Source organism: Cryobacterium sp. 10S3 (genome assembly GCF_034344045.1).
Classification (GTDB): Bacteria; Actinomycetota; Actinomycetes; order Actinomycetales; family Microbacteriaceae; genus Cryobacterium; species Cryobacterium glucosi.
On sequence record NZ_CP133773.1, the window covers coordinates 2359943 to 2379579 of the forward strand.

The window sequence follows — 19637 nt, forward strand, 5'->3', positions numbered from 1 at the left end:
CCGCTTCGATCGCCGCTACGCGGGGGTCGGGGCCGGTGCTGCCGCGTCGTCGGCGGCGACCGTTTCGGACCGCACCGGAGGGTTTTCCTCTGCCTCGTCCTCGACCTTCGCGGGCTCGTCGCCGGGCTCAGCGATGATTTCGCCGAGGTCTTCGAGGGTGCCGTTCAGCAGGTCGTCCCACCCGACTTTGAACCCGGCGTTGTGCTGCGCCAGGAATGACGCGATTACGTTGCCCATGTGGTCGGCCTCGGTCACGAGTTCGCGCAGCTCGCCCATCTTGATCCCAGACTGTCGCTGGAGTTCGATGATGTCGATGTTCCGCGCCTTCGACATCGTTTTCACGACCAGGTCGTGTCCGTTGATTCTCAATTTCGCCATAGTGGCCTCCTCGTGCTAGTCGCTCGGTATTTGTTGGAATGCGGCGTCGATCGCCGTGTTGATGCGCCCGGCCATGCGCTGCCCGCCGTCGATCGCGGGCTGCCAGAAGAACGGCATGCCGCGCTGGTTGACCATGACTTGCCGGTTCCCGAACACGGGGTGGCGAAACTTCTTCGACTGCCAGAAGTTCGAGCCCGTCTTCTTCGCGTTCGTCGTGCGAACCTGTACCGAGGTTCGCGACTTCGAGATAGTGACCCGGGTGACGAGGCCCGACTTGATGCCCTCGCGCAGCCCGGTCGACCGGCCGGGTCGTTGAATCGCTCGGTCGCCGTATGTGTTCAGCTTCCGAACTCCGACCCGGCCGGTCTTCTTGTTCAGTGTCGGCCGTAGGGTCTGGCCGGTGACTTGGATCCCGGTGGGCAACGGGCCGTCGAGAACGCGGCGCTGCTCAGTAATGACCTCGCTGCCGGTCTTGCGAAGTTCTCGCCGCAGCTCGCGCGCGAGGCGCGGCGAGAACTCCTTTACCGCGTCCCACTTCGCGCGAACGTCCTTCGCGTCGAGGGCGATCTTCGGCGCTACGCTGCCCGCCATTACTACGGGGTGACCGTCTTAAGGACTTCGGCCGAGTAAACCGAAACGCCGACCGAGTTGGTCGCCTTGACCCGCACCCGATAGGTCGCCGCGTTGGTGGCATCCCCCGGGAGCGGGTAGTTGTACCGGCCGGGCGTGCCCCCGTCCGCGGTGGCGGTGATCGTGACCCAGGTTCCGGTGCTCGCGCCCTTCGGCAGTCGTTCGAGCGTGACCGTTGTCGCTCCCGTGACCGTGGTCAGGGCGTAGGAATCGCCCGGGTCGAGATACCAGTCGCCCCACGTCGCGGACACGATCACGGGGTCGGCTACGCTCCCGGCCGACTTATACGCGATCGTGACCGGCTGAGCAGCCACGCCGTTGTCGAACGCCTCGAAGCTCACGGTCTGAACAGATACCTGCCCGCCGTTCGACTTCGGCAGCTCGCCCTTGGTGCGAACCGCGGGCAGCGTGATGTCGAGTTTGCCGCCGCGTGAGGTCGTGAGGTTGAGCACGATCGGGAGCGCATTCTGGCTCGTGTACCAGTCGGTGATCGTGGCGTTGACCAGCTCGGCGTTCAGCGATCCGGTAATGTCGCGCTTGCCGAGTTCCGGCCGACGCGCGCGCAGCCCCGCCGCGCCGAGGTTGAACCCGCCGCCGTCGAAGTTGTTCTTAATCGTCACCGAGAACTCGGTGACGTTCGACACGACGAGACTGTTGAGCGTGATCGAACCGCCGACGAACGTGAACAGCTCGTCCCCGGCCGGGTAGGACGCCGCAGCGGGCGACCCCTTGGTGGCGTACTGCTTGCCGATCCAGGACACCTTTGCGGTGACGATCGCGCCCTCTTTGACGTCAATCGTGATCGACTCGGCGACACACCCGGCGAAGGTCTGCCCGGCCTGCCCGCTGCCGCCCAGGAACGGAACGACCTCCTCGATCGTGTACGAGGGCATTGGGTCGTTCGTCTTCAGCGTGAACGTGTCCACACCGGCCGCGCTCGTCTTTGTGCCGAGAACAGCCTCGAGCAGCAGGGCGAACCCGGCGTCGGTAATTTCGACGTCGATGTCGCCCATGACTGCGCGCCGAACCACGCTGTTGCGGTTCGTCCGGTGCACGCCCTTGCCAGGGCGAAGGCCCGCGGCCGAAACGGTGGTGATTTCGAGGTCCATCTTCGCTTCGGACTCGAAGAACTGCTCCGGGGCGACCGCGGTCCCGTAGGTCGATTCCTTGCCGACTCCGACCGTGTAATCCAGTTGCGTCATTCGCTCGCCCCTTCCGGCGTGGTTTCCTGCTCGGGCGCGGGCTCGGCGTCAGGCGCCTGCTCGCTCTCGGTGCCGTCCTCGGGGACGAGGGCGTAGTTTGCGGTCTGCTCGGTGAAGCTGGCGAGCAGCTCGTCGGGGACGTCGAATGTCTCGCCCCCGGCGATGATCCGACCGAGCGCGGGGATGTCCAGCGCTCCGATCGGGGACACGTTGCGAAGTTTCGCCATGTGTTGTTCCTCTCAGGTGGTGATGCGGTGCGCGCACACGAACGTGGCGGCAATTTCAGTGAGTCGGCCGAACTCGGCGTCTTGGTCTGTCGTTGCTCCGGCTGAACTCGACCGGCCAGGAACGCACCACAGCACGGTCCCGCCGAGGGTGATGTCGTTCTCCCGGATGTGCGATTGGATCTTTCCGAGCAGGTCGAATGCGCGCGCGGATGTCGCCAGCTCGGTGGCGGCGTCGTCGCCTGCTCGCCAGGATCCGACCGACACCGACAGGGTCAATGTCTCGTCTTGGCTGCGCCGGGGTGCGATCGCCTTCGGGTCTACCTCGGAATCGGTGTCCGTGAGCGATGCCCAGTCGTTCGACACGAACGGCCAGCGGAACCCGAAGGACACGTCCACGTCCTCGCCCGCCAGGGCGACCTTGCACGCCTCGAACAGGGCGACCTTCGCCGTGTGCTGCGCCGTGGTGTTGCTCGACCCGCTCATGCGATGCCAGGCGGCGGCGGGTAGTCGCCGAGCCAGCCCTCGACCTTGCGCGGCAGGTCAATACCGCGCGGCGCGCCGTCTGCTCCCGGGTCGGGTGCCTGCCCGCGGGGGCCGTTCTTCGATTGCTGCCACCACAGCTTCGCCGTTTCGCGCGCGGCGAGGGTGAAGATGACGGGCAGCGTGCCGTCCGCTTTCAGGTGCCGGTTCGGTTCGATGTCGCGGCCCGTCCTTGAGTCGATCCGCTCGCACGCTCCGGTGGCGATCAACTCTAGCTCGAGTTCGTCGCCCTGCTCGGGCGTGTATCCGAGCGCGTTCCGCAGCTCGGCGGGGGTTATCGGCCATGCCATGCGTGATCCTTTCCGCGCTAGGCAAGGCGGCTCCGAGTTGCCTCGGAGCCGCCTTGCGCTGCTGCTGTCTACGCCTCGGTGACGTACCCGAGCGCGGCGTAGCTGCGGCCCTCGGCGATCGGTAGCGTCACGCGCCGCCCGATGCCCGGCCACTTCTCGCCGTCGCGCGTGCCGGTGATCTGAACCCGCTGCACGAACTCGGCCAGTCCCGGCTCGGGCTCGACATCCTCGGCGGCGACCTCGGGCACGACCTCAGCCACCTCGGCGGCGACCTCCGGCACGACCTCGGCGGCAACCTCGACGTCGGACTTCGCCGCCATTACGCGAGCCCTGCGAACGCCTTAACGGCCGAGGCCTCGGTGAGCACCCCGTCCGCGCGGAGCGTGCCCTTGAAGGCCACCTGGTCGGTGCTGAACGCGGCGTGGTCGCTGCGCTCGAAGCGCAGGGTGTTGACGTAGCGGACCCAGTACTTCGAGACATCGCCGAACAGGACCGACTTCGCGCCGTTCGTCGGGGCGGCGAGGTTCGCGTCGGCGAACGCGGGCTTGCCGAGGATGAGGTCGGGCTGGCCCTGCTGAACACTCGGCTGCCAGACGTACTGGCCGTCCGATCCCTTGATCTTGCGAAGCGACGCGAACGCCTGATCCGCGACGATGAAGGACGCCCGGGTGCGGTACGGCGCGCCGACCGAGAAAAACAGGTCGATCAGGTCATCGAACGTCGCCGCGTAGGCGGCTCCGGTCTTGCCGGTCGTCGCCGCGGTCGCGAGGCCCGCGGTCTGGCCGGTGCCAGTGCCGACAGCCAGGCGCTGGCCGAGCAGGACGCCGATGTTCTCGCCGATCAGGGTGGCGATCAGCGACTCGATGTCTACGGCCGAGTCTTCGATCAGCTCGCGCGGCGCGAGAACGACCTCGCCGAGCTTGTAGCTCTTGAGGCTCGCCTTCCCGAAGGTCGGGTCGGTGCCGCCGAGCGCGACCGACTCGGCGGTCTGCGCCGCAGCACCGGCCGAGGCCAGCGACGGCATGGTGATTTCCTCGCCGCTGGCGGTCGTGATGATCGTCGCGCCTGCCTGCAGGATGCTTGAGAAGTCTCGGAGCGGGCGGATCAGCTCAGCCCAGAACGTCGCCGGGAGAGTGTTGCCGCCCGACGCCGCGGTGGTCGAAGTCAGCGCGCGCTTGAACTCGCGCGTGGTGAACGCGAAGTCTGCGCCGCCTCGCTGATCGCCGAGCAGAACGGCGCGAATCTCGGTCGCGATCGCCGAGCTGAGCGCGTCGTCGCTGCCGACCGACTCGCGGAACTCGGCGATCTGCCGTTCCTGATCTTCGGACAGCTCGAGGGTCTTGATGCGCGCCGAGGCGGCGTCGAAGGCGGCGTTCACGCGCGCCCAGGTCTGGCCTTCCTCGGCGTTGAACTCGCGGGTGGCGGCGATGTCGGCGAGCGGCTTGCCGGTCGCTTCCCAGTCGCGGGCGCGCTCGGCGAGCAGGCGGTCGATGTTCTCGCGGGTGGTGGTCATTTGTGGTTCCTTTCGGTCAGGATGGTGATCTGTCGTGCCCGGCCGATCGCCACGGCGCGAACCTCGGAGGCGCGCGCTTCGGTGTCGGTGGTTTTGAGGGACGCGCGAATGGCGTCCAGGTCTACGGCTGCCCGCATTTCTGCCGAGCTGCCCCAATACGCCGGATCGGCGACGGGGGCGACATCCACGAGCACGGCCCGTGTGATGACGGCGACGAGCTGGCCGCTTGCGTTCTCGCGCCACGTCCGGCCGTTTGGCAGGATCCGGAACGCGAAGCTCGAGAACGCGAGGTCGCCGCGGCGTGCAAGCTCGGCCATATCGCGGCCGTGCTGCGTGTCGGGAAGGTCGACCTCGTATCGGACGCCGATGTCATCCACGAACAGCCGCAGCGTTCCCGCGTTCGTCGTGCCGAGGAGGCCGTTGCTGTCGTGATTGAAACGGCACAGCACGCGGCCGTTGCTGCCGGTGTCGATCATCCGGGCGTCGCCCTCGCCGATCGTGTCGAATACGCCGGGGTCGATGACCTCGACATACCCGCCGAGGTCGCGGCTCTCGGAATTGAAAACGGCCCCGTATCCAGTGAGGATTCCGGGGCCGTTTGCGCCTTCGGGCGCGGCTCGCAAGTGGATCGGGCGGTCGAATGTTCGCCGCTCGACCTCGGGTGTTTCTGGCACTAGTGCCTCCTTAGTTTGTGGTTGCAGACGTTGATGTGGACTCGGAGGTCGATTCGCTCGCCGAGCGCCGCGTGGCATACCACGCCTGCCAGTCGGCGACCTCCTGCTCGGTGAGCATTTCGCGGTCGCCCTCGGCGCGAATCTCGGCCAGGGTGCGCTCTCCGCTATGCAGCGCCTCGGTGTTCGCGCGCCGCAGCTCGAGCAGGTTCGGACGCGCGAGCGCGTCGAGGTCGAATGTGACCGACTGCCCGGCCGGGAACAGCGGATCCAGCCCGTTCTTGAATCGCACCGTCCAGGGCGTCAGCGTGCGGATGTTGAACCGCGTCTGGTTCGACTCGCGGGTCGAGTAGGTGAGCGATCCGGCCGTCTCGCCGCCGACATCCTCGGGGTCGACCCGGAATATCGTGGCAATTTGCGATGCCGTGGCCTTGATCGTTTGGAGGAATTGCGCCTCCTCGGGCGTGACGCTCACTTTCGTCCAGTCCCAGTGCTGATCGAGCACGACGGGCTCGCGCTTGGTCGTGCTCGCCTTCCACTTGGCCTTGACTTCCTCGGCCTGCCCGGGCTTGAGGTTGCCCGTCTTGTTTTGCAGAATGCTCGCCGGTACGGCCGAGTTCTTGAACCAATCGGCCCCGTATCCGGCCGCGTCCATCCAGGTCTCGAAGCGTGCGCGGAAAGTCCCGATTGGCGACAGGCCCTTGACGCTGCCAGGCGAAACGAACGCGCGAATATGGAGCATTTGCCCGCCCTGCTCGTACAGGGTCGTGTTGAAACTCCCGACCCAATACTGCGGCCAGTGCCCCGCCTCATCGACGGTCACGGTGTCCGGGTGCTGCCAGATAACTTGCGAGATACCGAACGCATTTTTATGGACGATCCCGTAGGCGTTCCCGCGCAGCAGCAGCGACACGGCGAGCTGGTGCAGCCAGTCGAACCTGCTGATCCTCGGGTCCGGTCGAAGGAACCACGCGGGCGGCTCGACCCGCTTGCGACCGGCCCCGGCCGAGGCATAGACCGCGACGTTGAGTGACGCGAGCAGGTCGGCGATCAGCGACACCGCGGCGTATACCGGGATGACGCGGAGGGCGTTGTCGCCCGCTGCGTTCTCGCGGGCGCGCTGCTCGTCGTTGAACCACTCGGGGATGTCGAGCGCCCGTTTTTCTTCGCCGAATCCGAGCCATTCCTTGAGGCCCATATCGGCCTCCTTTCTGCTATCCGATTCCGGACAGCGCGTCGTAGTTGAGGTCTGGCAGGGTCTTCGCGAGCATCCAGAATGCGAGCGTCGCCGAGACAAGGGCCGTGATGTCGGCCATTGATGCGCCGCGCGACCAGGCCCACCCGTCGCCGATCTTGCGCGTCGCTGCCGACGCGAGGGCGTCGGTCAGCTCGGCTTGTCCCAGGTGGCGCACGCGGCCGTTGACTACGCCGTCGAACAGCGCAGCGGCGGCGACCTTGACGTCCTCGGTGGCAATGGCGTGCGGGTGGAGCCCGGCGTCGCGCATGTCGGGCACGAGCGCGCCGACCGTGATGAAGTCGAAGTAAACGTCGCCGCCGTGATCGGCCACGAGCGCCGCCAGGCCGCGCAGGTCGCGGGTCGGATCGCCGTCGATCAGCCAGGCGGTGCCCTCGGATGTCTCGACCGTCTCGAGGTGGATCTTGCCGTCCGGCCGCTGCGCCGCCACGCTGATCGAAGCGCGCGCGCGCTCGGGCGATACGTCCACGACCCACACGAGCGTGCCCGACATCTTCGAGTCGCGATCCTTTGCCGCGTTCCAGTGCTCGGCCGGAATCTTCCAGTCCTGCCCGCGGTCGTCCTTCCACTGATTGAGATACGCGCGCCGGAACTCGTCCTCGCCGAGCGTTTCGGCCTCGGCCTCGACCTTCTCTTGCGTCTGCGTGTACCCGAGCGCGGGCATGGTGCGCCACCACACGAGCGGGTCGAGCCAGTCGGCGTCCTCGGGTGCTGAGAACTCGATGAACAGCGACCGAGAATTGAGCCCCGCCGTGACCCGGTTCCGTCCGGCCTCGACCTTGCCCCACAGGAACGGCGACCGCGCCTTGGTCTTCCCGGCCGTCGAGATCCAGAGCTTTTGGGAGTCTTCGACCGTAATCATCGCTGGCGACATCGCCGCCTCGACCCGGGCGTCGGCGTGCGAGAATATCTCGTCGCCGATCCCGAGGTGCAGGGTCTTACCGTGGCCCGCCTTCTCAGTCGGTGCGTCGATCGCCCACTTCGACCCGTTTTGCCAGCGCATGTGTTCTTCGCCGTGGCTCATATTCGGCTCGATGCGACCCGACCGTGATGGTTTGAGCAGGCGGCGGAACGGGCTCCGATTTATCAGCCAGAACTGATCCTCGACCAGCTTCTCCTTGGCATCCTGCCGAGTCTGCGCCGTGTAAACCACGAGCTGGCGATCCGGCCAGGTCGTGCAGCGGTGCACGCCCCACGGGATAACCAGGGTCGTCTTGCCTGACTGCCGAGGGACAACGATGACGATTTCGCGATACCACAGAATGCCGAATGAATCGACCTCGAAGGCGACGTCGAAGGCGTCGGACTGCCAGGGCAACGGCTCGCGCCCGAGCACCCGGGTCGTGGCGACTACCTCGGGGGCGATCGTTTCACGCGCCAGGTTCCGCGGGGTCGCGAACCTTGGCCGAACCTCGACCTCGGCGTGAGGCCCCGATCGTTTCCATGAATTCACGGAGCACTGCCGCCTCTCCATCCTCGGGCGACTTGTCGCCGAGCAGCGCGGCCAGTACTTCGGCGAGCGCTGTGGTTATCCCTCGCCACAGGTGCGGCTTGGTCAGGTCGTCCAGCACCGACGCGAGGCGCAGCGCGTGCGCCTTGCGGTACAGGGTCAGCGGGTCGTCGGCTTCGACGGCCACGAGCGCCAGGGCAAGCGCGCCAGCGACCGATCCGGCGTCGGGCTCAGTAGGCGGGGCAGGTGCGGCCGCGGTGGGCATGGTGGGCACGGTGGGCACAGCTCGGCGTGGTGCGCGTGGTGTGGTCGTCGCCTTGCCGTCGCGCTCGCGCTTGCGGGCACGCTCGGTGGCCTTGACCTCGGTGTTCTTTGCGTTGCACTTGATGCAGTGACATCCCGCGCGATAGCGCCGCATTGTGCCGTGCGCGGGCAGGTTCGCCATGCTTCGACCGCCGTTCTTCGCTCGACCCATTCGCGCCGATTTGCGGGCACTACCTCGGCCACCAATCGGGTGCCCGAAGCTGCCCCGGTTCGTTCGTCAGCGGGGCGTCCGTGCCCATTCGTGCCCATTCGGGCATCCGTCCGGATCGGGGAGAGGGTTTTTTGGTAAGGCCGCGGGTGTCCGTGGCTCAGATTCCTAAAAAATTGGACCGCGACCCCGGCCGGGGGTGTCACCATTCCCGCGAACGGATCCGCTCCGGTTCGGGCAGGTCGCGGTTTCCTCGGCCCGAGTTGCAGCCGTAGTGAGCAGGCGCCAGGTTTGCCCGGTCCCAGGTGCCCCCCTTACTCCGGGGTAGGAGGTGGTCCATGCTCGGCCCCTTGGGGTGCCAGCGTCGAAGGTTGAACAGGATCAGCCCGCCGCATAGGTGACAGCGTGAGCCGATCGGGCAGACATCGCGAAGCAACGCCTGGCGCTGTCGGCCTGTCGGCTCAGGGTCGGGGCCGTTCTCCCGGTTCGGCACCCTAGCGCTCCCGGTCCCCCGCCGAGGGTGCGACCCCGGCCCCCCCGGTGTTGTTTGCCCCCGTGCGCTCGATCGAACGCGGGGGCGCGGTGACGAACTGCTCGGGCCGTGCTCGGCTCGGTGTCGGCATTACTGCGCGGCGTTCGGTTGCGGCTCGGTAGTCAGCCATGTGTCGCCCCTCTCGTGTTGGTGTAAAGCCAGGGCAGCGGGTCAACGGGCACGCCGTGGTCGCGCAGCTCGAAGTGGAGGTGCGGCCCGGTGGAGTTGCCGGTGGTGCCCACGTTGCCGAGCTGCTGCCCGATGCCGACGCGCTGGCCGACGCTCACGAGCGGGCGGCGCGGCATGTGCGCGTACAGCGTCTCGAGCTGCTGCCCCGCGAAGTCGTGCGCGATGATGACGTGCCAGCCGTAGTCGCCGCCCGGCCCGGCGACCTCGAGCACGGTTCCCGCTGCGGCGGCGTGGATCGGGTACTCGGCCCCGGGGTTGAAGTCAACGCCGAGGTGGTTGGTCGTGCAGCCCGAGCACGGCGCAGGCCGAGGGCCGAACAGGTCGCTGATCTTCGCGTCCTCGGTATCTACCGGCCAGGCGACCACAGCCGAGGCGAACCCGTCGCGGATGATCGGGGCCGGCGTCGCCGAGGATGTCGCGGCCGGCTGCGCCTCGGCGAGCGCTGCGGCCGGGTGCTGCTCGATGCCGAGCCCGCGGCCAGGCGTGAGGATGACCACCGCGACCAGTGCGACTGCGGCGAGCGCCGCCAGCGTTGATGTCACCCGAGGATGTCGGTGCATAGTCACGACACCCCCAGGTAAGTCGGGGGGCAGGCACGAGCGGACCCTCGCTCGCCTTACCGGCGCTCCGAAGTAGCGCCTGGCCTGCCCCGTCCCGTTACTCGCGCCGGGATGTATCGCGCGCCCCGCATTGTCTCAGCGTCCGGGGTTGCTGCTGCCGTTCCTTGGCTCAGGCTGTCGGGCCTTCTGCCTCGGTCGCCGATGTCGCCAGGGTGGCAGGTCGTTCGGCCTCGCGGCCGTGCTGCTCGAGGTGCCGTTCCGCCCTCGAAGTCTGAACCCGCCGTCGACATCCGCCCGAGTGTGATGACTCACCCGGCCACTCGCGCGGGCACGCGCGGGCAGTCGGGCGGTCTGTAGTTGGTTCGGCAGGTGACGGCGGGCAGTCCCGCCCGGGTATCCGGTCGGGAAGTCGTTAAACGCGAAATGCCCAACTAGACCTAGTTGGGCATTACTCTCGCGCACGAGAATCGTAGCACACACGTTCGCCACTTTTGACGCTTATTCGTCCGGGCATTCGAACGCGCGTTCAGGGCTGGCCGGGCTCGATCCCACCGCGCAGCGGATCCGCGCAGTCGTGCGGCAGGTGCCGATAGACGCGCATAGGGCTCCGGGTCGTCGCCGACACCGCGAAGGCCAGGTATGCGCGGCCGGTACGGGCCGACTTGACCCACTTGACCCAGCTGCTGCCGCAGCGCTTGCAGGTGTCGGTCGTGTCGGGCTCAGTCATCGCGACGCCGCCGCGATCAGGGCCGCGGCGAGCGCCAGGGCGTCGGCGCGTGCCAGGTGCACGACTTCCCCCTCGACTTCGAGCAGCACCGCGGGCACGGCCGGGCTGCACCAGGTCGTCCGCTCGACCCGGACGGGCGCGAGCCGAAACGGCGGTACTAACTCGAAGGCGCGAGCGCCGGACGCGATCAGCTCGGGCCGGTCGTCGGCGATCGCGGGCCAGGCGATCACGGCCAGGGCGTCGAGCAGGTCGGCGAGCACGTCGCCGGTCATTGCGACGTTCTCGCGCGCGTTCTCGGCCAGCTCGCGAGCGGATCGCGCGAGCAGACGGGCAAGCCTGCCCTCGTAGGTGTCCGGGCTCAGTGTGTCGGTTGTGGGCATTGCGTCTCCTTCGGTGCGGTTCGGTTCGGGTCGGGTCGGGGGCCGGTCGCCCGACCCCCGGTGGTCGGTTATCGCCAAACTTCGGGGTATACCTCGGCGAACTCTGCGCCCTCGGCCAGCTCGCCGAGGGCGTCGACCAGGCCCTCGGCCTCGAGCGCGCGAGTAAGCGCCAGGGCGAGTTCGATGATGTGGCGGCGGGCGGCGCTCTCGCTGCCCGGCTGCGGCGCGGCCTCGGCCCATTCGCCCCAATTGTCGATGACGGCGAGCAGGTCGGAGGCGGTGTTCTCGTGGCGGCAATAGCTCATGTTCGACATGGTCTGTCCTTTGGATCGGTGTCGGTCGGTGGTTTGAGGGGCCGGGATTGCCCGGCCCCCGGTGCGGCGGTTAGTTCCAGCCGCGGAGGCGCTTCCACTCGATCGCGTCGGGGTTGTCTCCGAGATTCACGGCCGATACGAGGTCGAGCGCGCCGTTCGTGCCGAAGAACAGGCGAACGCTCAGCCCGCCGTCATAGTCGGCTGCCATGCGGTAGGTCTTGCCGTCCGTGGCGAGCGCGTCCCAGATGTAGAAGCCAGGACAGTTGCGCTCGGGGTCGAGCTTGTCGAGGTAAGTGGTGTTGGGGGTATCGGTGGCAGTCATTTCGGTCGGGATAGTGTCGGCGTTCGTCATGCCGTTTACTTTACCGGGTAAAGTACCCGGTTCGCAATACTCGGTAAAGTCTTCGCACAATACGGGGTAAAGTGTGCAGCGTGAAAGACACCATGAAGGAACTGAAGTCCACCGTCGCGAGGCTCGCCACGGTCGATGAACGGCGCGCCGCGCTGATCGAATACCGCGACCGCCAGGTCGCCGACATCCTCGCCGCGGGCCACACTTGGCTCGAGGTCCAGGCGGTAACGGGGCTGAGCGCGCGCGGGCTCAAACTTGCGGTCGACCGTCACCGCGCGCGCCCCCCGAAGTAACACGCCGCGGCCGGTTCCGGTTTCATGTAGTCGAAGCGCACCGGCCCGCCCAGATTCTTTCCTGTGCGGCCGCGTGCCAGGTCGGCCGCTCGTGCCCTGTAAGCGATCGTCGGTGACGCCGTTTCCTCGGACGCTCCCGCCAGCAGCACCGCGTCGCGCTGCTGCTCGCCGTCCGCTCGCGCCGGGTACACGAGCGGCTGCCCGAGGCGTGGCGCTGGCACCTTCTCGTGCCTACCATCGAGCGGCCCGCCGACCAGCTCGACACGAACGCCGGGCGGGGTCGGATACCACGGCTGCCACCCGTCGCTCATGCTGCCCGCTCGGCCGGTGCCGTCCAGCGGGCCGGTTCGTCGCCGTGCTCGGTGTAGTTCCACCCGGCCGCGAACAGCCCGCGGCATACCTCGGCCGACAGCCCCGAGCGAGCGGCCGTTTCGTCGGCGAGCGCCGCCAGCTTTCCAGACTGCCGAGCGTTGGCGACTAGGCGCGGCCGTCCCTTGCGCTGCCGTTGCGTTCGGTCGGCTTTGAGCAGGTCCAGCTCGGCGACCGTGCCGTTGCGGATCGTGAGCAGGTCGCGGTCGATCCAGCGGTAAATGGTGCGCTCGGACCTGTCTACCCGCTCGGCCGCGGCCTTGATCGTAAGGCGCGTCATGCGACCGCCCGCCGCAGCGCGGCCGCGGCTGCGAGCGCGCCTTCCGCTCGTGCATCGGCGACCTTCCGGTCGACGTCGGCGATCGGTTCGGCGACGGGGCGCAGCTCGGCGGCGACCTCCTCGGCTACGCGGGCGAACTGCTCGGCCAGCGCTGGCACCGCGCCGACAATGAGCACCGACAGCGCGCTCATGTAGTTGCCGTCCGGCGGTGGATTGGCGACCAGATACCGGATCCCCTCGGTGAGCGCCGGGGCGAGGTCGATGTCGTGTTTCATACGTTCCTTTCGTTACGCGGCGCGGCCGGATGCCGGGCTGAAGAACAGCGCCCAATACCCGGCCGCGTCATTGTCGCGTCGCTGCCAGCGACAGCTTCGGCAGCTGTAAAGTGTCGGCCCGCCCGGGAACCTCGCCGGGTTGACCTTGACCGCCCGCAGGTCGCACTCGGGGCAAGGCTGAGCAGCCCACCACGCGCGTTCTTCGAGGGGCCAGCGTCGCAAGGCCCGGGCGACCGTCCAGAACGCCGTGTCGGGCATCCCGACGCCGCCGAGCACCCCGTCGCACAGCGCCGCGACCTGCTCGGCGTCGTTCGTCAGGCGGTCGAGCTTCGCCAGGATGACGGCCGTGCATTCGAGGGCGTCGTCATAGGCGACATCCGACGCCGAACCGGGCTGCAGGCCACGGGGCGCGCCCGAACGTGCCGCGCCGTGCTCGGCGTAGTACGCCCACTCGCGCAGCGTCCTGATGATGTCGTCGGCTGCGTCGATGAAGTCGGCCTGGACGGGTGCCGGGGTCATATCCGAACGACTGCCGGACACGAGCACCCGGTCATAGACCGCAGCTTTGAGCGGGTCGGCCTTCGACCGGATCAGCGCCAGGACATCCGGCGCGGCGTCGATCGTCCGGCTCAGGGAGTCATAGCAGCGTTCGCAAATGAATGACCCCGCTCGAGACTCGACCGGCGCGCAGCCTCGGCACGCGCCGCCCGCCCGACCGAAGTCAGGGCAGGCGGCGAAGTGAGTGCCACGGATCGTGCATCCGCGCTTGCACGGGCGACCGGTCAACGCTTGCGCCCCCGCGGCGTCGCGCGCTCGTCGGCCGCGGGCTCGGCGAGCTGCGCGACCTGTCCCGCGATCCAGCGAAGGTTCGCCGGGGTCGCAGTCTGGCCGCGTTCTTCCATCGCCTCGGCGTGCGCGAGGATCATTACGGCCAGGTTGTCGGCGTTGTTCGTCGGCTCAGGCATCCGGGAACCGTTTCTCGAGTTCCACGCCGAGCACTCGGGTGACATCCGCGGCCAGGGCGTGCAGCACTTGCCCGACCTGCTCGCGCTCGAGCGCCGTTTTCGTCTCGTCGGGATACCGGACGAACACTTCGACCGTCGCGGACGGGAACTCCTCGGGCGATTCGTCGGACGGCGAGAACAGATACCGCGTGCCGACCCTGAACCATGCGGCCACTAGAACGGCACCTCGTCCCCGAAGCTCGGCTCCGAGGTCGCCCAGGCGTCGCCAGCGGGCGCAGCGGATGCCCCGTCGTCGTCGCGGCCGCTCGACTGCTGCGGCCCGCTAGAGCGGGCGTTCCGCGTCAGCGATGCTTGCGACCAGCGAAGGTCCGGGCCGATCGAATCGACCTCCAGCTCGAAGGATGTCCGGCGCTCGCCCTCGGCCGTCTCATAGTTGCGCTGCTTCAGGCGCCCTTTCGCGATTACCCGGGTGCCCTTGGTGAGCGACGCCGCGACGTTCTCGGCGAACTCGCGCCACACGCTCGCGCGCAGGAACAGCGCCTGGCTGTCTTTCATCTCGCCGCTGGCCTTGTCATGCTCGCGCGGCGTGCTCGCGATCGTGAAGTTCGCCACGGCGAGCCCGCCCTGCGTGTAGCGCAGCTCGGGGGCTGCGGTGAGGTTTCCCACCACCGTGATTACTGTCTCTCCGCTCATTCTGCGGCCTGCCTTTCGTCGGTGTGCTTGATGCGGTTTTTCATGTTGAGCGCTCGGGCGATCAGCTCGATCTGCTCGTCGGTGCCGAGGCTCTCCATCTTGCGAAGCAGGGAGCGGTGTTGCCGCGCCTGCTCGATCGTGGTGAAGTTCCACCCGGCCACCCGAAGGTCAGCGAGTGTGCGTTGCTCCCAGCGGACGTGCGCGTCGAGTGCCCGGTCGAGTGCTGCCCGCTGGCCGCGCTTAGTCTTCGGGGGTGTTGGTCGGCTCATATCGCCCCTCCTCGGTTGTGTCGAAGCGCGGCCCGCGGGGCGCTGCTCGGTCTACTTGATCGGCCACCCATTGCTTGTGGCGTAGTCGTGCTGTCCCACAGGATCGGCAGGGGTTGTCCGTTCCGGTCGGGTGCGAGCGACAGAACGGGGACGGTGCGCGTGTGGTGTCTGTGTTCTCGCGATCGGTTCGCGAATGCCGCTCCCCCTCGGCTCCCTCGCGCGCCCACTCCGCGTCCCTCCAGGCCCCCTCTCCCTCGTTCCCCCTCTCTCCCTCTCTCTCCCCTACCGAGAAAGATCGCGATGTATTCGCGATCGGTTCGCGAGGGGCCGAGGGCGTCGCCAGGGGCACGACCGGTGGCGCTGGCAGGATCGAGTCGGCCGGGCGGTCTACCCGCGGCCAGTCGGTCAGGGCGTAGTACGTCCGACCGCCGTGATCGTAAAGAATCAGCCACCCGGCGTCCGCCAGGTCGACCAGATGTTCCTCGATCGTCGCCTCGGTCACGCCGCGGTCCAGCGGCCACAGCGCCCCCTTGATGAGCGCCGCTGTCGCCGACTCCCGCCCGTGGTCGTCGGCGTACAGGTGCAGGCCGATCGCTGTAAGCCGCGTTTCCGGCGACAGGTCGGCGAGGTTCTCGTTCCTGAATATCTCCGGCCGGATTGTTCTTTGCCGGTGCATTGCCATAGCGTGCGATCCCTCTAAATATCGTCTGAAGTGCTCGACCCACGGCCGCGGATACCACCCGGAAACACTCGGTGAACCCGCGGCCGTTCGGCAGGATGTCGAGCGATTGCCCTGCCTCGGTGAACGCGCGCTCGAACGTGCCGTCCAGCTCGGCGAGCGCGCCGCGTTCCCATATCGCTGGGGTGTCGCGGACCAGAATGAGCACCTCCGCGCCCGAGGCGATGAAGCCGCGGATTCGCGACATGCGCCAGGCTCGGCCGACTTTGAGGACGCCTAGTTCGGGCCAGTGCACCGCGTAGGTCATCGCCGTTTCGGGGATGTGCAGTTTCTGCCCGCGGCGATTCATGCGGCGAGCCGCGGCGGTGTCAGCGAAACGTTGCCGAGGTCGTCAAGCCACACGTCCATGCCGCCGAACGCGGCGTGGCGAACGGGGACGAGGCGGGGGTTGTCGTTCGTGTTGAGCGCGAGGCCGACCATGCGCGCCGATACCGGGTTGGAGTGAACCCACCCGTGGCAGCCTGTCGTTCCGCTACCGCACAGCAGGACGCCGTTCGATACCTCGTCGCCGCCTCGGCGGCTCTTGAACTTGCGGTGGTGGCGCGAGCCGCCCGACCAGATGATGACGCCGCAGCGGGCGCAGCGCTGGCCGTCCCGTTTGTCGATCCGATTGTTGCGGATCGCGAGGTCTTTGCCAGTAAGGCGCAGCGGGGGCACGGGCTTCGGCTTGCCGCCGAACCAGTGCGCGTTGAGGTCGTCGTTATAGCTCACGCGGCGTCCTGCTCCCAGTCTCCGAACATGGTCTGCTGGAGCGGCTTCGCCAGGCGCTGCCGGATAAGGGGCAGGTGGTCGGCTTCCAGCTCGACCCCGATCGCCGTGAATCCTTCGATCAACGCCGCCTCGAGGGTCGTGCCTGAGCCCGCGAACGGGTCGAGCACCACGCCGTGCGGCGGTGTGACCAGGCGAACGAGCCACCGCATAAGTTCGAGCGGCTTGACCGTTTGGTGAGTCATGCCGTCCACGTTCGGGCGTTCGATGCTGCCCGGTTTCGCGACGTATCGGAACACGGGGAACACGACCGAACCGCCGCGGCTCTGCTGCTCGACTTCGGCCGCTTGGCTCTCGTCCAGGAGGACGTTCGTCGGCCAGCGGCCGTCCGGCCCGCCGACCCGGTTCGCGCCGAGGTTGAGCGCCCCGGTGCCGTAGGCGATGACGTTGTTCGTCGCCGAGCCCGCGAACGGCTTACGGGCGACGATGACCGGCTCGTATGACGGTTTGAGGGCCGTGCCCCACGCGCCCGCGGGGCCGCTCGTCTGGCCGAGTGAGCCGAGGAACGTGCCGATGCTCTCGCGGGTGCCCCAATCGTCGGGGCGCTCGGTGGAGGCCAGCTCGGCGACGGTCGCGTCCATTTCGTCGCCGAACCCGAGGACGGCTTTGAGCTCGCCCCACTGGCGAACCGAGGGAATCGCGGGCTGCGAGGCTTGCGAGGTCCAGTGTCCGGCCATGCCGTTCGTGCCGAACAGGTCATCGATGCGGCGATTTGACCAGCCCGCGGCATCCCGCGCCGCTTTGAGGAACCCGGTCACGGCGTACACGTTCGGGTTGATGTTCGCGACCACGCCGGGCACGCCCTCGCCCGCGAGGTATTTGGTCATCGCCTCGGATACGTCGCGATTCTTCGGGAACCCGGTGCCATAGATCCACATGATTCCATCGCGGATCTCGAATCCGGCGTCTTCGATCGCCGAAGCGATCCGGTGCACGGTGCGCGCTGCGCCGAACGACAGCAGGTGCCCGCCAGGCTTGAGCACCCTGTAGCACTCGCGCCACCAATCGACGCTGTACGCAATGCCGCTCGAGTCCCACGCCTTGCCCATGAGGCCGATTTCATACGGCGGGTCCGTGACGATCGCGTCAATCGACCCGGTGGCGAATCCGGCGACGACGGTTTCGCAGCTCCCGTGGTGAAGCGTGACCAGCTCGTCCGCGAAGTACGGCCTGGGCAGCTCGGTGGTGTCTTCGGTCATTTGTGCTCCTGTCGAAAATTGGCGTTCAGGGACCGCAGGATTTCCACGTCCTCGCTTAGTGATTTGCGGCGCTCGCGCGCGTATTCGAGCAGCAGCTCGCAGGTGTCCACCCACTCGCCCGCGGTGATTACCTCGGCGTCGGCCTCGGCTTCGACGCGGCGATCCTCGGCCGTCCGGCCGCTCGCGCGCTGCCGGGCGTACCCCTTCGCGATCAGGAGCTGGCGCTTGGCATCCTTGAGCGCCTTCGACCGGCCGTTGATGACCTCGGGCGCTTGCGCGATCAGGCGGCGCGCGAGCAACAGCGCGCCCGCCGCCTGAACCGGCGTGGGAAACATCGCGAGGAGGTCGTCCTCGCTCAGCGCCGCCATATCGAGGGTGACCAGGCCGACGTCGGATCCGGCGACGCCGACCTCGCCGGTTGCCGTGTTCACGGTGAGCGCGTCGGTCACTCGGCCGACTCCGACGCTGCGCCAGGCTTGCGCCGCGCTGCGGCCACGGTCGCCGGACTCGGCTTCGCCTTCGGCTGCGGCTCCGCGATCGCCTCGGGCTGCTGCGCCGTCGCCTGCTCGGCGATCGCGTGCCGCCGAGCCGTGAAGGCGCGCTCGAGTTGCACCGTGACCGCCCGCGCCTTGCAAGCGCGCGCCCACAGCGCCGCGACGGCCTCGGCGGTGTTCGCCTCGGCGAGTTCTCCGAGCCAATCCGAGGCGATGCTCGCCGCGGCCGCGTCGATTTCTTCGGGCTCGCGACGGTCGCCGATCGCGTCGCGGAACGCCCGCCGCAGCGCAGCGCGCGCCGCAGCAGCGCCGAACAGCGAGTGCGGCTTGCGGCTCCACAGCTCGGCCCACTCGGCGACAGCGGGCACCGTTTCGGCCCATGCGACGGTGACCACGGTGGGCACGGTCACGCCCTCGCGGTGCACGGTGGCACGCGCCAGCGCCGGGTGCGGCTCGGCTGCGGTCGGGAACAGGTACGCGGCCCACACGTTGCCGTCGTTTGAGAACTCGACCACGGTCCCGCGCCACTGCCCGGTCCCGATCGCGAGGCGTTCGTACTCGGCGATCGTCGCCGCGACATCCAGCTCAGTCGCGCTCATGCCGCCGCCGCCTTCGACTTCTCGAAGCTCAGCCGCGACGATTTCGTCGGCTTGGAGTACAGCGCGAGGGCGACCGCGGCCGCGGCCTCGGCGCGCTTCGCGAGGTCCAGCCAGGCGCCGTATGACTCGGGCTCGGCGGCTTGCCATTTGGCCTCGTCCAACTCGGTCCCGTGCGCGACGGTGTAGCTGAATCCGGCGCGAGTTCCGGTGCGCTTGATGCCGTCATCCGCAGCGCCAGGGGTCGCCGCGATGAACGCGCGAACGACCTTCGCCGCGTTCTTCTCGTCGGCCTCGGCCGTGGCCTTTCGATCGCGGGCGTCGGCCCAATTGGCGAGCGCGTCGTCCAGGTCGTCGGGCAGGTCGTCGGCCTCGGGTGCCCCGGCATCGCGCCAGGCAAGGAACGCATCGGCCGCTTTCACGAGCTGCGCGATTCGCTTTTCGTCGCGCTCAATCCACAGAAACACGGGGTCTTCGAGGGTGGCGAATCCGTCCTCGCCCATCGTCTCCCAGCCGTACAGCCAGCGCTCGGCCCCGGTGGCGACCATGCCCCACTGGCATTGGTCGAAGTGCTCGGCGGGGACATCCGTGCGCGTCCAGCCGTAGGCGTGCGACTTGACCTCCGCGCCGACGAGCTGGCCGTTGCTCAGAACGCCGAGGCCGTCAGGCGTCGCGCGGTGCCGCAGGTTGTCGATGCTGGCGTACAGGTGCCGGTTCGACTCGATGCCCGGGTACTGCTGCGCCGCCAGCTCGAGCAGCCATTCCTCCCGCTCGTGGCCTCGCCGCGTGTGCGCGTTGCCGGTGAACGTGGAGCCGTTCAGTTTGTCGGCCAGAATGCGCCGCCAGGTGGCGCGGCCCCCGCTGGCGATCGCGTGAATCTCGGAGGCCGTTACGCCCCCGGCGCGGTCGTCGTGCCACGCCTCGGGGTCGTCGGATGCGGCCAGCCGTATCCCGGGCATTGGTGTGTTCGTCATGCGTTCCTCTCGTCAGATGTATGCGTGCATTTGTTGCAGCC

The 19637-nt window shown here is 68.1% G+C and carries 32 protein-coding genes; 1 reads left to right on the top strand and 31 read right to left on the bottom strand.

Annotation, left to right across the window (positions count from 1 at the left end):
• Positions 1–15: 15 nt before the first annotated feature.
• From RHM57_RS11035 to RHM57_RS11115, 18 genes are all read right to left on the bottom strand, one after another.
• Positions 16–378 carry a hypothetical protein gene (locus RHM57_RS11035; protein WP_322188059.1) on the bottom strand — a complete coding sequence of 121 codons (363 nt, stop codon included), beginning with the start codon at positions 376–378 and terminating at the stop codon, positions 16–18.
• A gap of 15 nt (positions 379–393) precedes the next feature.
• Entirely contained in the window at positions 394–969 is a 576-nt protein-coding gene (locus RHM57_RS11040) for a hypothetical protein (RefSeq protein WP_322188061.1), read from the bottom strand.
• Between the two features lie 2 nt (positions 970–971).
• Positions 972–2210 carry a phage tail tube protein gene (locus RHM57_RS11045; protein ID WP_322188063.1) on the bottom strand — a complete coding sequence of 413 codons (1239 nt, stop codon included), beginning with the start codon at positions 2208–2210 and terminating at the stop codon, positions 972–974.
• Complete coding sequence (locus tag RHM57_RS11050) at positions 2207–2437, bottom strand: hypothetical protein (RefSeq protein WP_322188065.1); 231 nt, start codon at positions 2435–2437, stop codon at positions 2207–2209. The genes RHM57_RS11045 and RHM57_RS11050 overlap by 4 nt, the downstream gene beginning before the upstream one ends.
• Before the next feature lie 12 nt (positions 2438–2449).
• Entirely contained in the window at positions 2450–2920 is a 471-nt protein-coding gene (locus RHM57_RS11055) for a hypothetical protein (RefSeq protein WP_322188066.1), read from the bottom strand.
• The gene (locus RHM57_RS11060; protein WP_322188068.1) at positions 2917–3267 is read right to left on the bottom strand and encodes a hypothetical protein; all 351 of its coding nucleotides are present in this window, start codon (positions 3265–3267) and stop codon (positions 2917–2919) included. Before RHM57_RS11060 ends, RHM57_RS11055 begins: the two co-directional genes overlap by 4 nt.
• 68 nt (positions 3268–3335) lie before the next feature.
• The gene (locus tag RHM57_RS11065; protein WP_322188070.1) at positions 3336–3587 is read right to left on the bottom strand and encodes a hypothetical protein; all 252 of its coding nucleotides are present in this window, start codon (positions 3585–3587) and stop codon (positions 3336–3338) included.
• Positions 3587–4780, bottom strand: a complete 1194-nt coding sequence (locus tag RHM57_RS11070; RefSeq protein WP_322188072.1) for a phage major capsid protein — start codon at positions 4778–4780, stop codon at positions 3587–3589. The genes RHM57_RS11065 and RHM57_RS11070 overlap by 1 nt, the downstream gene beginning before the upstream one ends.
• Positions 4777–5454 carry an HK97 family phage prohead protease gene (locus RHM57_RS11075; RefSeq protein WP_322188074.1) on the bottom strand — a complete coding sequence of 226 codons (678 nt, stop codon included), beginning with the start codon at positions 5452–5454 and terminating at the stop codon, positions 4777–4779. The genes RHM57_RS11070 and RHM57_RS11075 overlap by 4 nt, the downstream gene beginning before the upstream one ends.
• 10 nt (positions 5455–5464) lie before the next feature.
• Entirely contained in the window at positions 5465–6649 is a 1185-nt protein-coding gene (locus tag RHM57_RS11080; RefSeq protein ID WP_322135470.1) for a phage portal protein, read from the bottom strand.
• 16 nt (positions 6650–6665) lie between these two features.
• Complete coding sequence (locus tag RHM57_RS11085) at positions 6666–8024, bottom strand: terminase large subunit domain-containing protein (protein WP_322188076.1); 1359 nt, start codon at positions 8022–8024, stop codon at positions 6666–6668.
• Positions 8025–8076: 52 nt separating this feature from the next.
• Entirely contained in the window at positions 8077–8601 is a 525-nt protein-coding gene (locus RHM57_RS11090; RefSeq protein ID WP_322135468.1) for a hypothetical protein, read from the bottom strand.
• A gap of 229 nt (positions 8602–8830) precedes the next feature.
• Positions 8831–9121 (bottom strand): HNH endonuclease, encoded by a 291-nt coding sequence (locus tag RHM57_RS19600; protein WP_416172947.1) that lies wholly within the window; start codon positions 9119–9121, stop codon positions 8831–8833.
• Between the two features lie 161 nt (positions 9122–9282).
• The gene (locus RHM57_RS11095) at positions 9283–9891 is read right to left on the bottom strand and encodes a M23 family metallopeptidase (protein ID WP_322188078.1); all 609 of its coding nucleotides are present in this window, start codon (positions 9889–9891) and stop codon (positions 9283–9285) included.
• Positions 9892–10435: 544 nt separating this feature from the next.
• Positions 10436–10636: a hypothetical protein gene (locus RHM57_RS11100; protein WP_322188080.1), complete on the bottom strand. Its 201-nt coding sequence runs from the start codon at positions 10634–10636 to the stop codon at positions 10436–10438.
• Positions 10633–11016 carry a hypothetical protein gene (locus RHM57_RS11105; RefSeq protein WP_322188082.1) on the bottom strand — a complete coding sequence of 128 codons (384 nt, stop codon included), beginning with the start codon at positions 11014–11016 and terminating at the stop codon, positions 10633–10635. The genes RHM57_RS11100 and RHM57_RS11105 overlap by 4 nt, the downstream gene beginning before the upstream one ends.
• A gap of 68 nt (positions 11017–11084) precedes the next feature.
• Positions 11085–11330, bottom strand: coding sequence for a hypothetical protein (locus tag RHM57_RS11110; protein ID WP_322188084.1), 246 nt, complete (start codon positions 11328–11330; stop codon positions 11085–11087).
• Positions 11331–11400: 70 nt separating this feature from the next.
• The gene (locus tag RHM57_RS11115) at positions 11401–11682 is read right to left on the bottom strand and encodes a hypothetical protein (protein ID WP_322188086.1); all 282 of its coding nucleotides are present in this window, start codon (positions 11680–11682) and stop codon (positions 11401–11403) included.
• Positions 11683–11762: 80 nt separating this feature from the next.
• Between RHM57_RS11115 and RHM57_RS11120 the strand changes: the two genes are divergently transcribed.
• Positions 11763–11975: a hypothetical protein gene (locus tag RHM57_RS11120; protein WP_322188088.1), complete on the top strand. Its 213-nt coding sequence runs from the start codon at positions 11763–11765 to the stop codon at positions 11973–11975.
• Here RHM57_RS11120 and RHM57_RS11125 read toward each other — a convergent pair.
• The 13 genes from RHM57_RS11125 to RHM57_RS11185 form a co-directional block, all read right to left on the bottom strand.
• A complete protein-coding gene (locus RHM57_RS11125; RefSeq protein WP_322188090.1) occupies positions 11951–12196 on the bottom strand; it encodes a hypothetical protein in 246 nt (81 codons plus the stop codon). The two genes, RHM57_RS11120 and RHM57_RS11125, sit on opposite strands and share 25 nt — an antisense overlap.
• Before the next feature lie 86 nt (positions 12197–12282).
• On the bottom strand, positions 12283–12624 hold the full coding sequence (locus RHM57_RS11130) for a helix-turn-helix domain-containing protein (protein WP_322188092.1): 342 nt from the start codon (positions 12622–12624) through the stop codon (positions 12283–12285).
• Positions 12621–12899, bottom strand: a complete 279-nt coding sequence (locus RHM57_RS11135; RefSeq protein ID WP_322188094.1) for a hypothetical protein — start codon at positions 12897–12899, stop codon at positions 12621–12623. The genes RHM57_RS11130 and RHM57_RS11135 overlap by 4 nt, the downstream gene beginning before the upstream one ends.
• Before the next feature lie 12 nt (positions 12900–12911).
• On the bottom strand, positions 12912–13685 hold the full coding sequence (locus RHM57_RS11140) for a hypothetical protein (protein WP_322188096.1): 774 nt from the start codon (positions 13683–13685) through the stop codon (positions 12912–12914).
• Complete coding sequence (locus RHM57_RS11145) at positions 13682–13864, bottom strand: hypothetical protein (protein WP_322188098.1); 183 nt, start codon at positions 13862–13864, stop codon at positions 13682–13684. The genes RHM57_RS11140 and RHM57_RS11145 overlap by 4 nt, the downstream gene beginning before the upstream one ends.
• Positions 13857–14078, bottom strand: a complete 222-nt coding sequence (locus RHM57_RS11150) for a hypothetical protein (protein WP_322188100.1) — start codon at positions 14076–14078, stop codon at positions 13857–13859. The genes RHM57_RS11145 and RHM57_RS11150 overlap by 8 nt, the downstream gene beginning before the upstream one ends.
• The gene (locus tag RHM57_RS11155; protein ID WP_322188102.1) at positions 14078–14557 is read right to left on the bottom strand and encodes a single-stranded DNA-binding protein; all 480 of its coding nucleotides are present in this window, start codon (positions 14555–14557) and stop codon (positions 14078–14080) included. Before RHM57_RS11155 ends, RHM57_RS11150 begins: the two co-directional genes overlap by 1 nt.
• The gene (locus RHM57_RS11160) at positions 14554–14826 is read right to left on the bottom strand and encodes a hypothetical protein (RefSeq protein ID WP_322188104.1); all 273 of its coding nucleotides are present in this window, start codon (positions 14824–14826) and stop codon (positions 14554–14556) included. The genes RHM57_RS11155 and RHM57_RS11160 overlap by 4 nt, the downstream gene beginning before the upstream one ends.
• 1024 nt (positions 14827–15850) lie before the next feature.
• Positions 15851–16276: a hypothetical protein gene (locus RHM57_RS11165; RefSeq protein WP_322188106.1), complete on the bottom strand. Its 426-nt coding sequence runs from the start codon at positions 16274–16276 to the stop codon at positions 15851–15853.
• A complete protein-coding gene (locus RHM57_RS11170; protein WP_322188108.1) occupies positions 16273–17532 on the bottom strand; it encodes a site-specific DNA-methyltransferase in 1260 nt (419 codons plus the stop codon). Before RHM57_RS11170 ends, RHM57_RS11165 begins: the two co-directional genes overlap by 4 nt.
• Entirely contained in the window at positions 17529–17981 is a 453-nt protein-coding gene (locus RHM57_RS11175) for a hypothetical protein (protein ID WP_322188110.1), read from the bottom strand. The genes RHM57_RS11170 and RHM57_RS11175 overlap by 4 nt, the downstream gene beginning before the upstream one ends.
• Entirely contained in the window at positions 17978–18625 is a 648-nt protein-coding gene (locus RHM57_RS11180; RefSeq protein WP_322188112.1) for a hypothetical protein, read from the bottom strand. Before RHM57_RS11180 ends, RHM57_RS11175 begins: the two co-directional genes overlap by 4 nt.
• A complete protein-coding gene (locus RHM57_RS11185) occupies positions 18622–19596 on the bottom strand; it encodes a YqaJ viral recombinase family protein (protein ID WP_322188114.1) in 975 nt (324 codons plus the stop codon). The genes RHM57_RS11180 and RHM57_RS11185 overlap by 4 nt, the downstream gene beginning before the upstream one ends.
• Between the last annotated feature and the right edge of the window lie 41 nt (positions 19597–19637).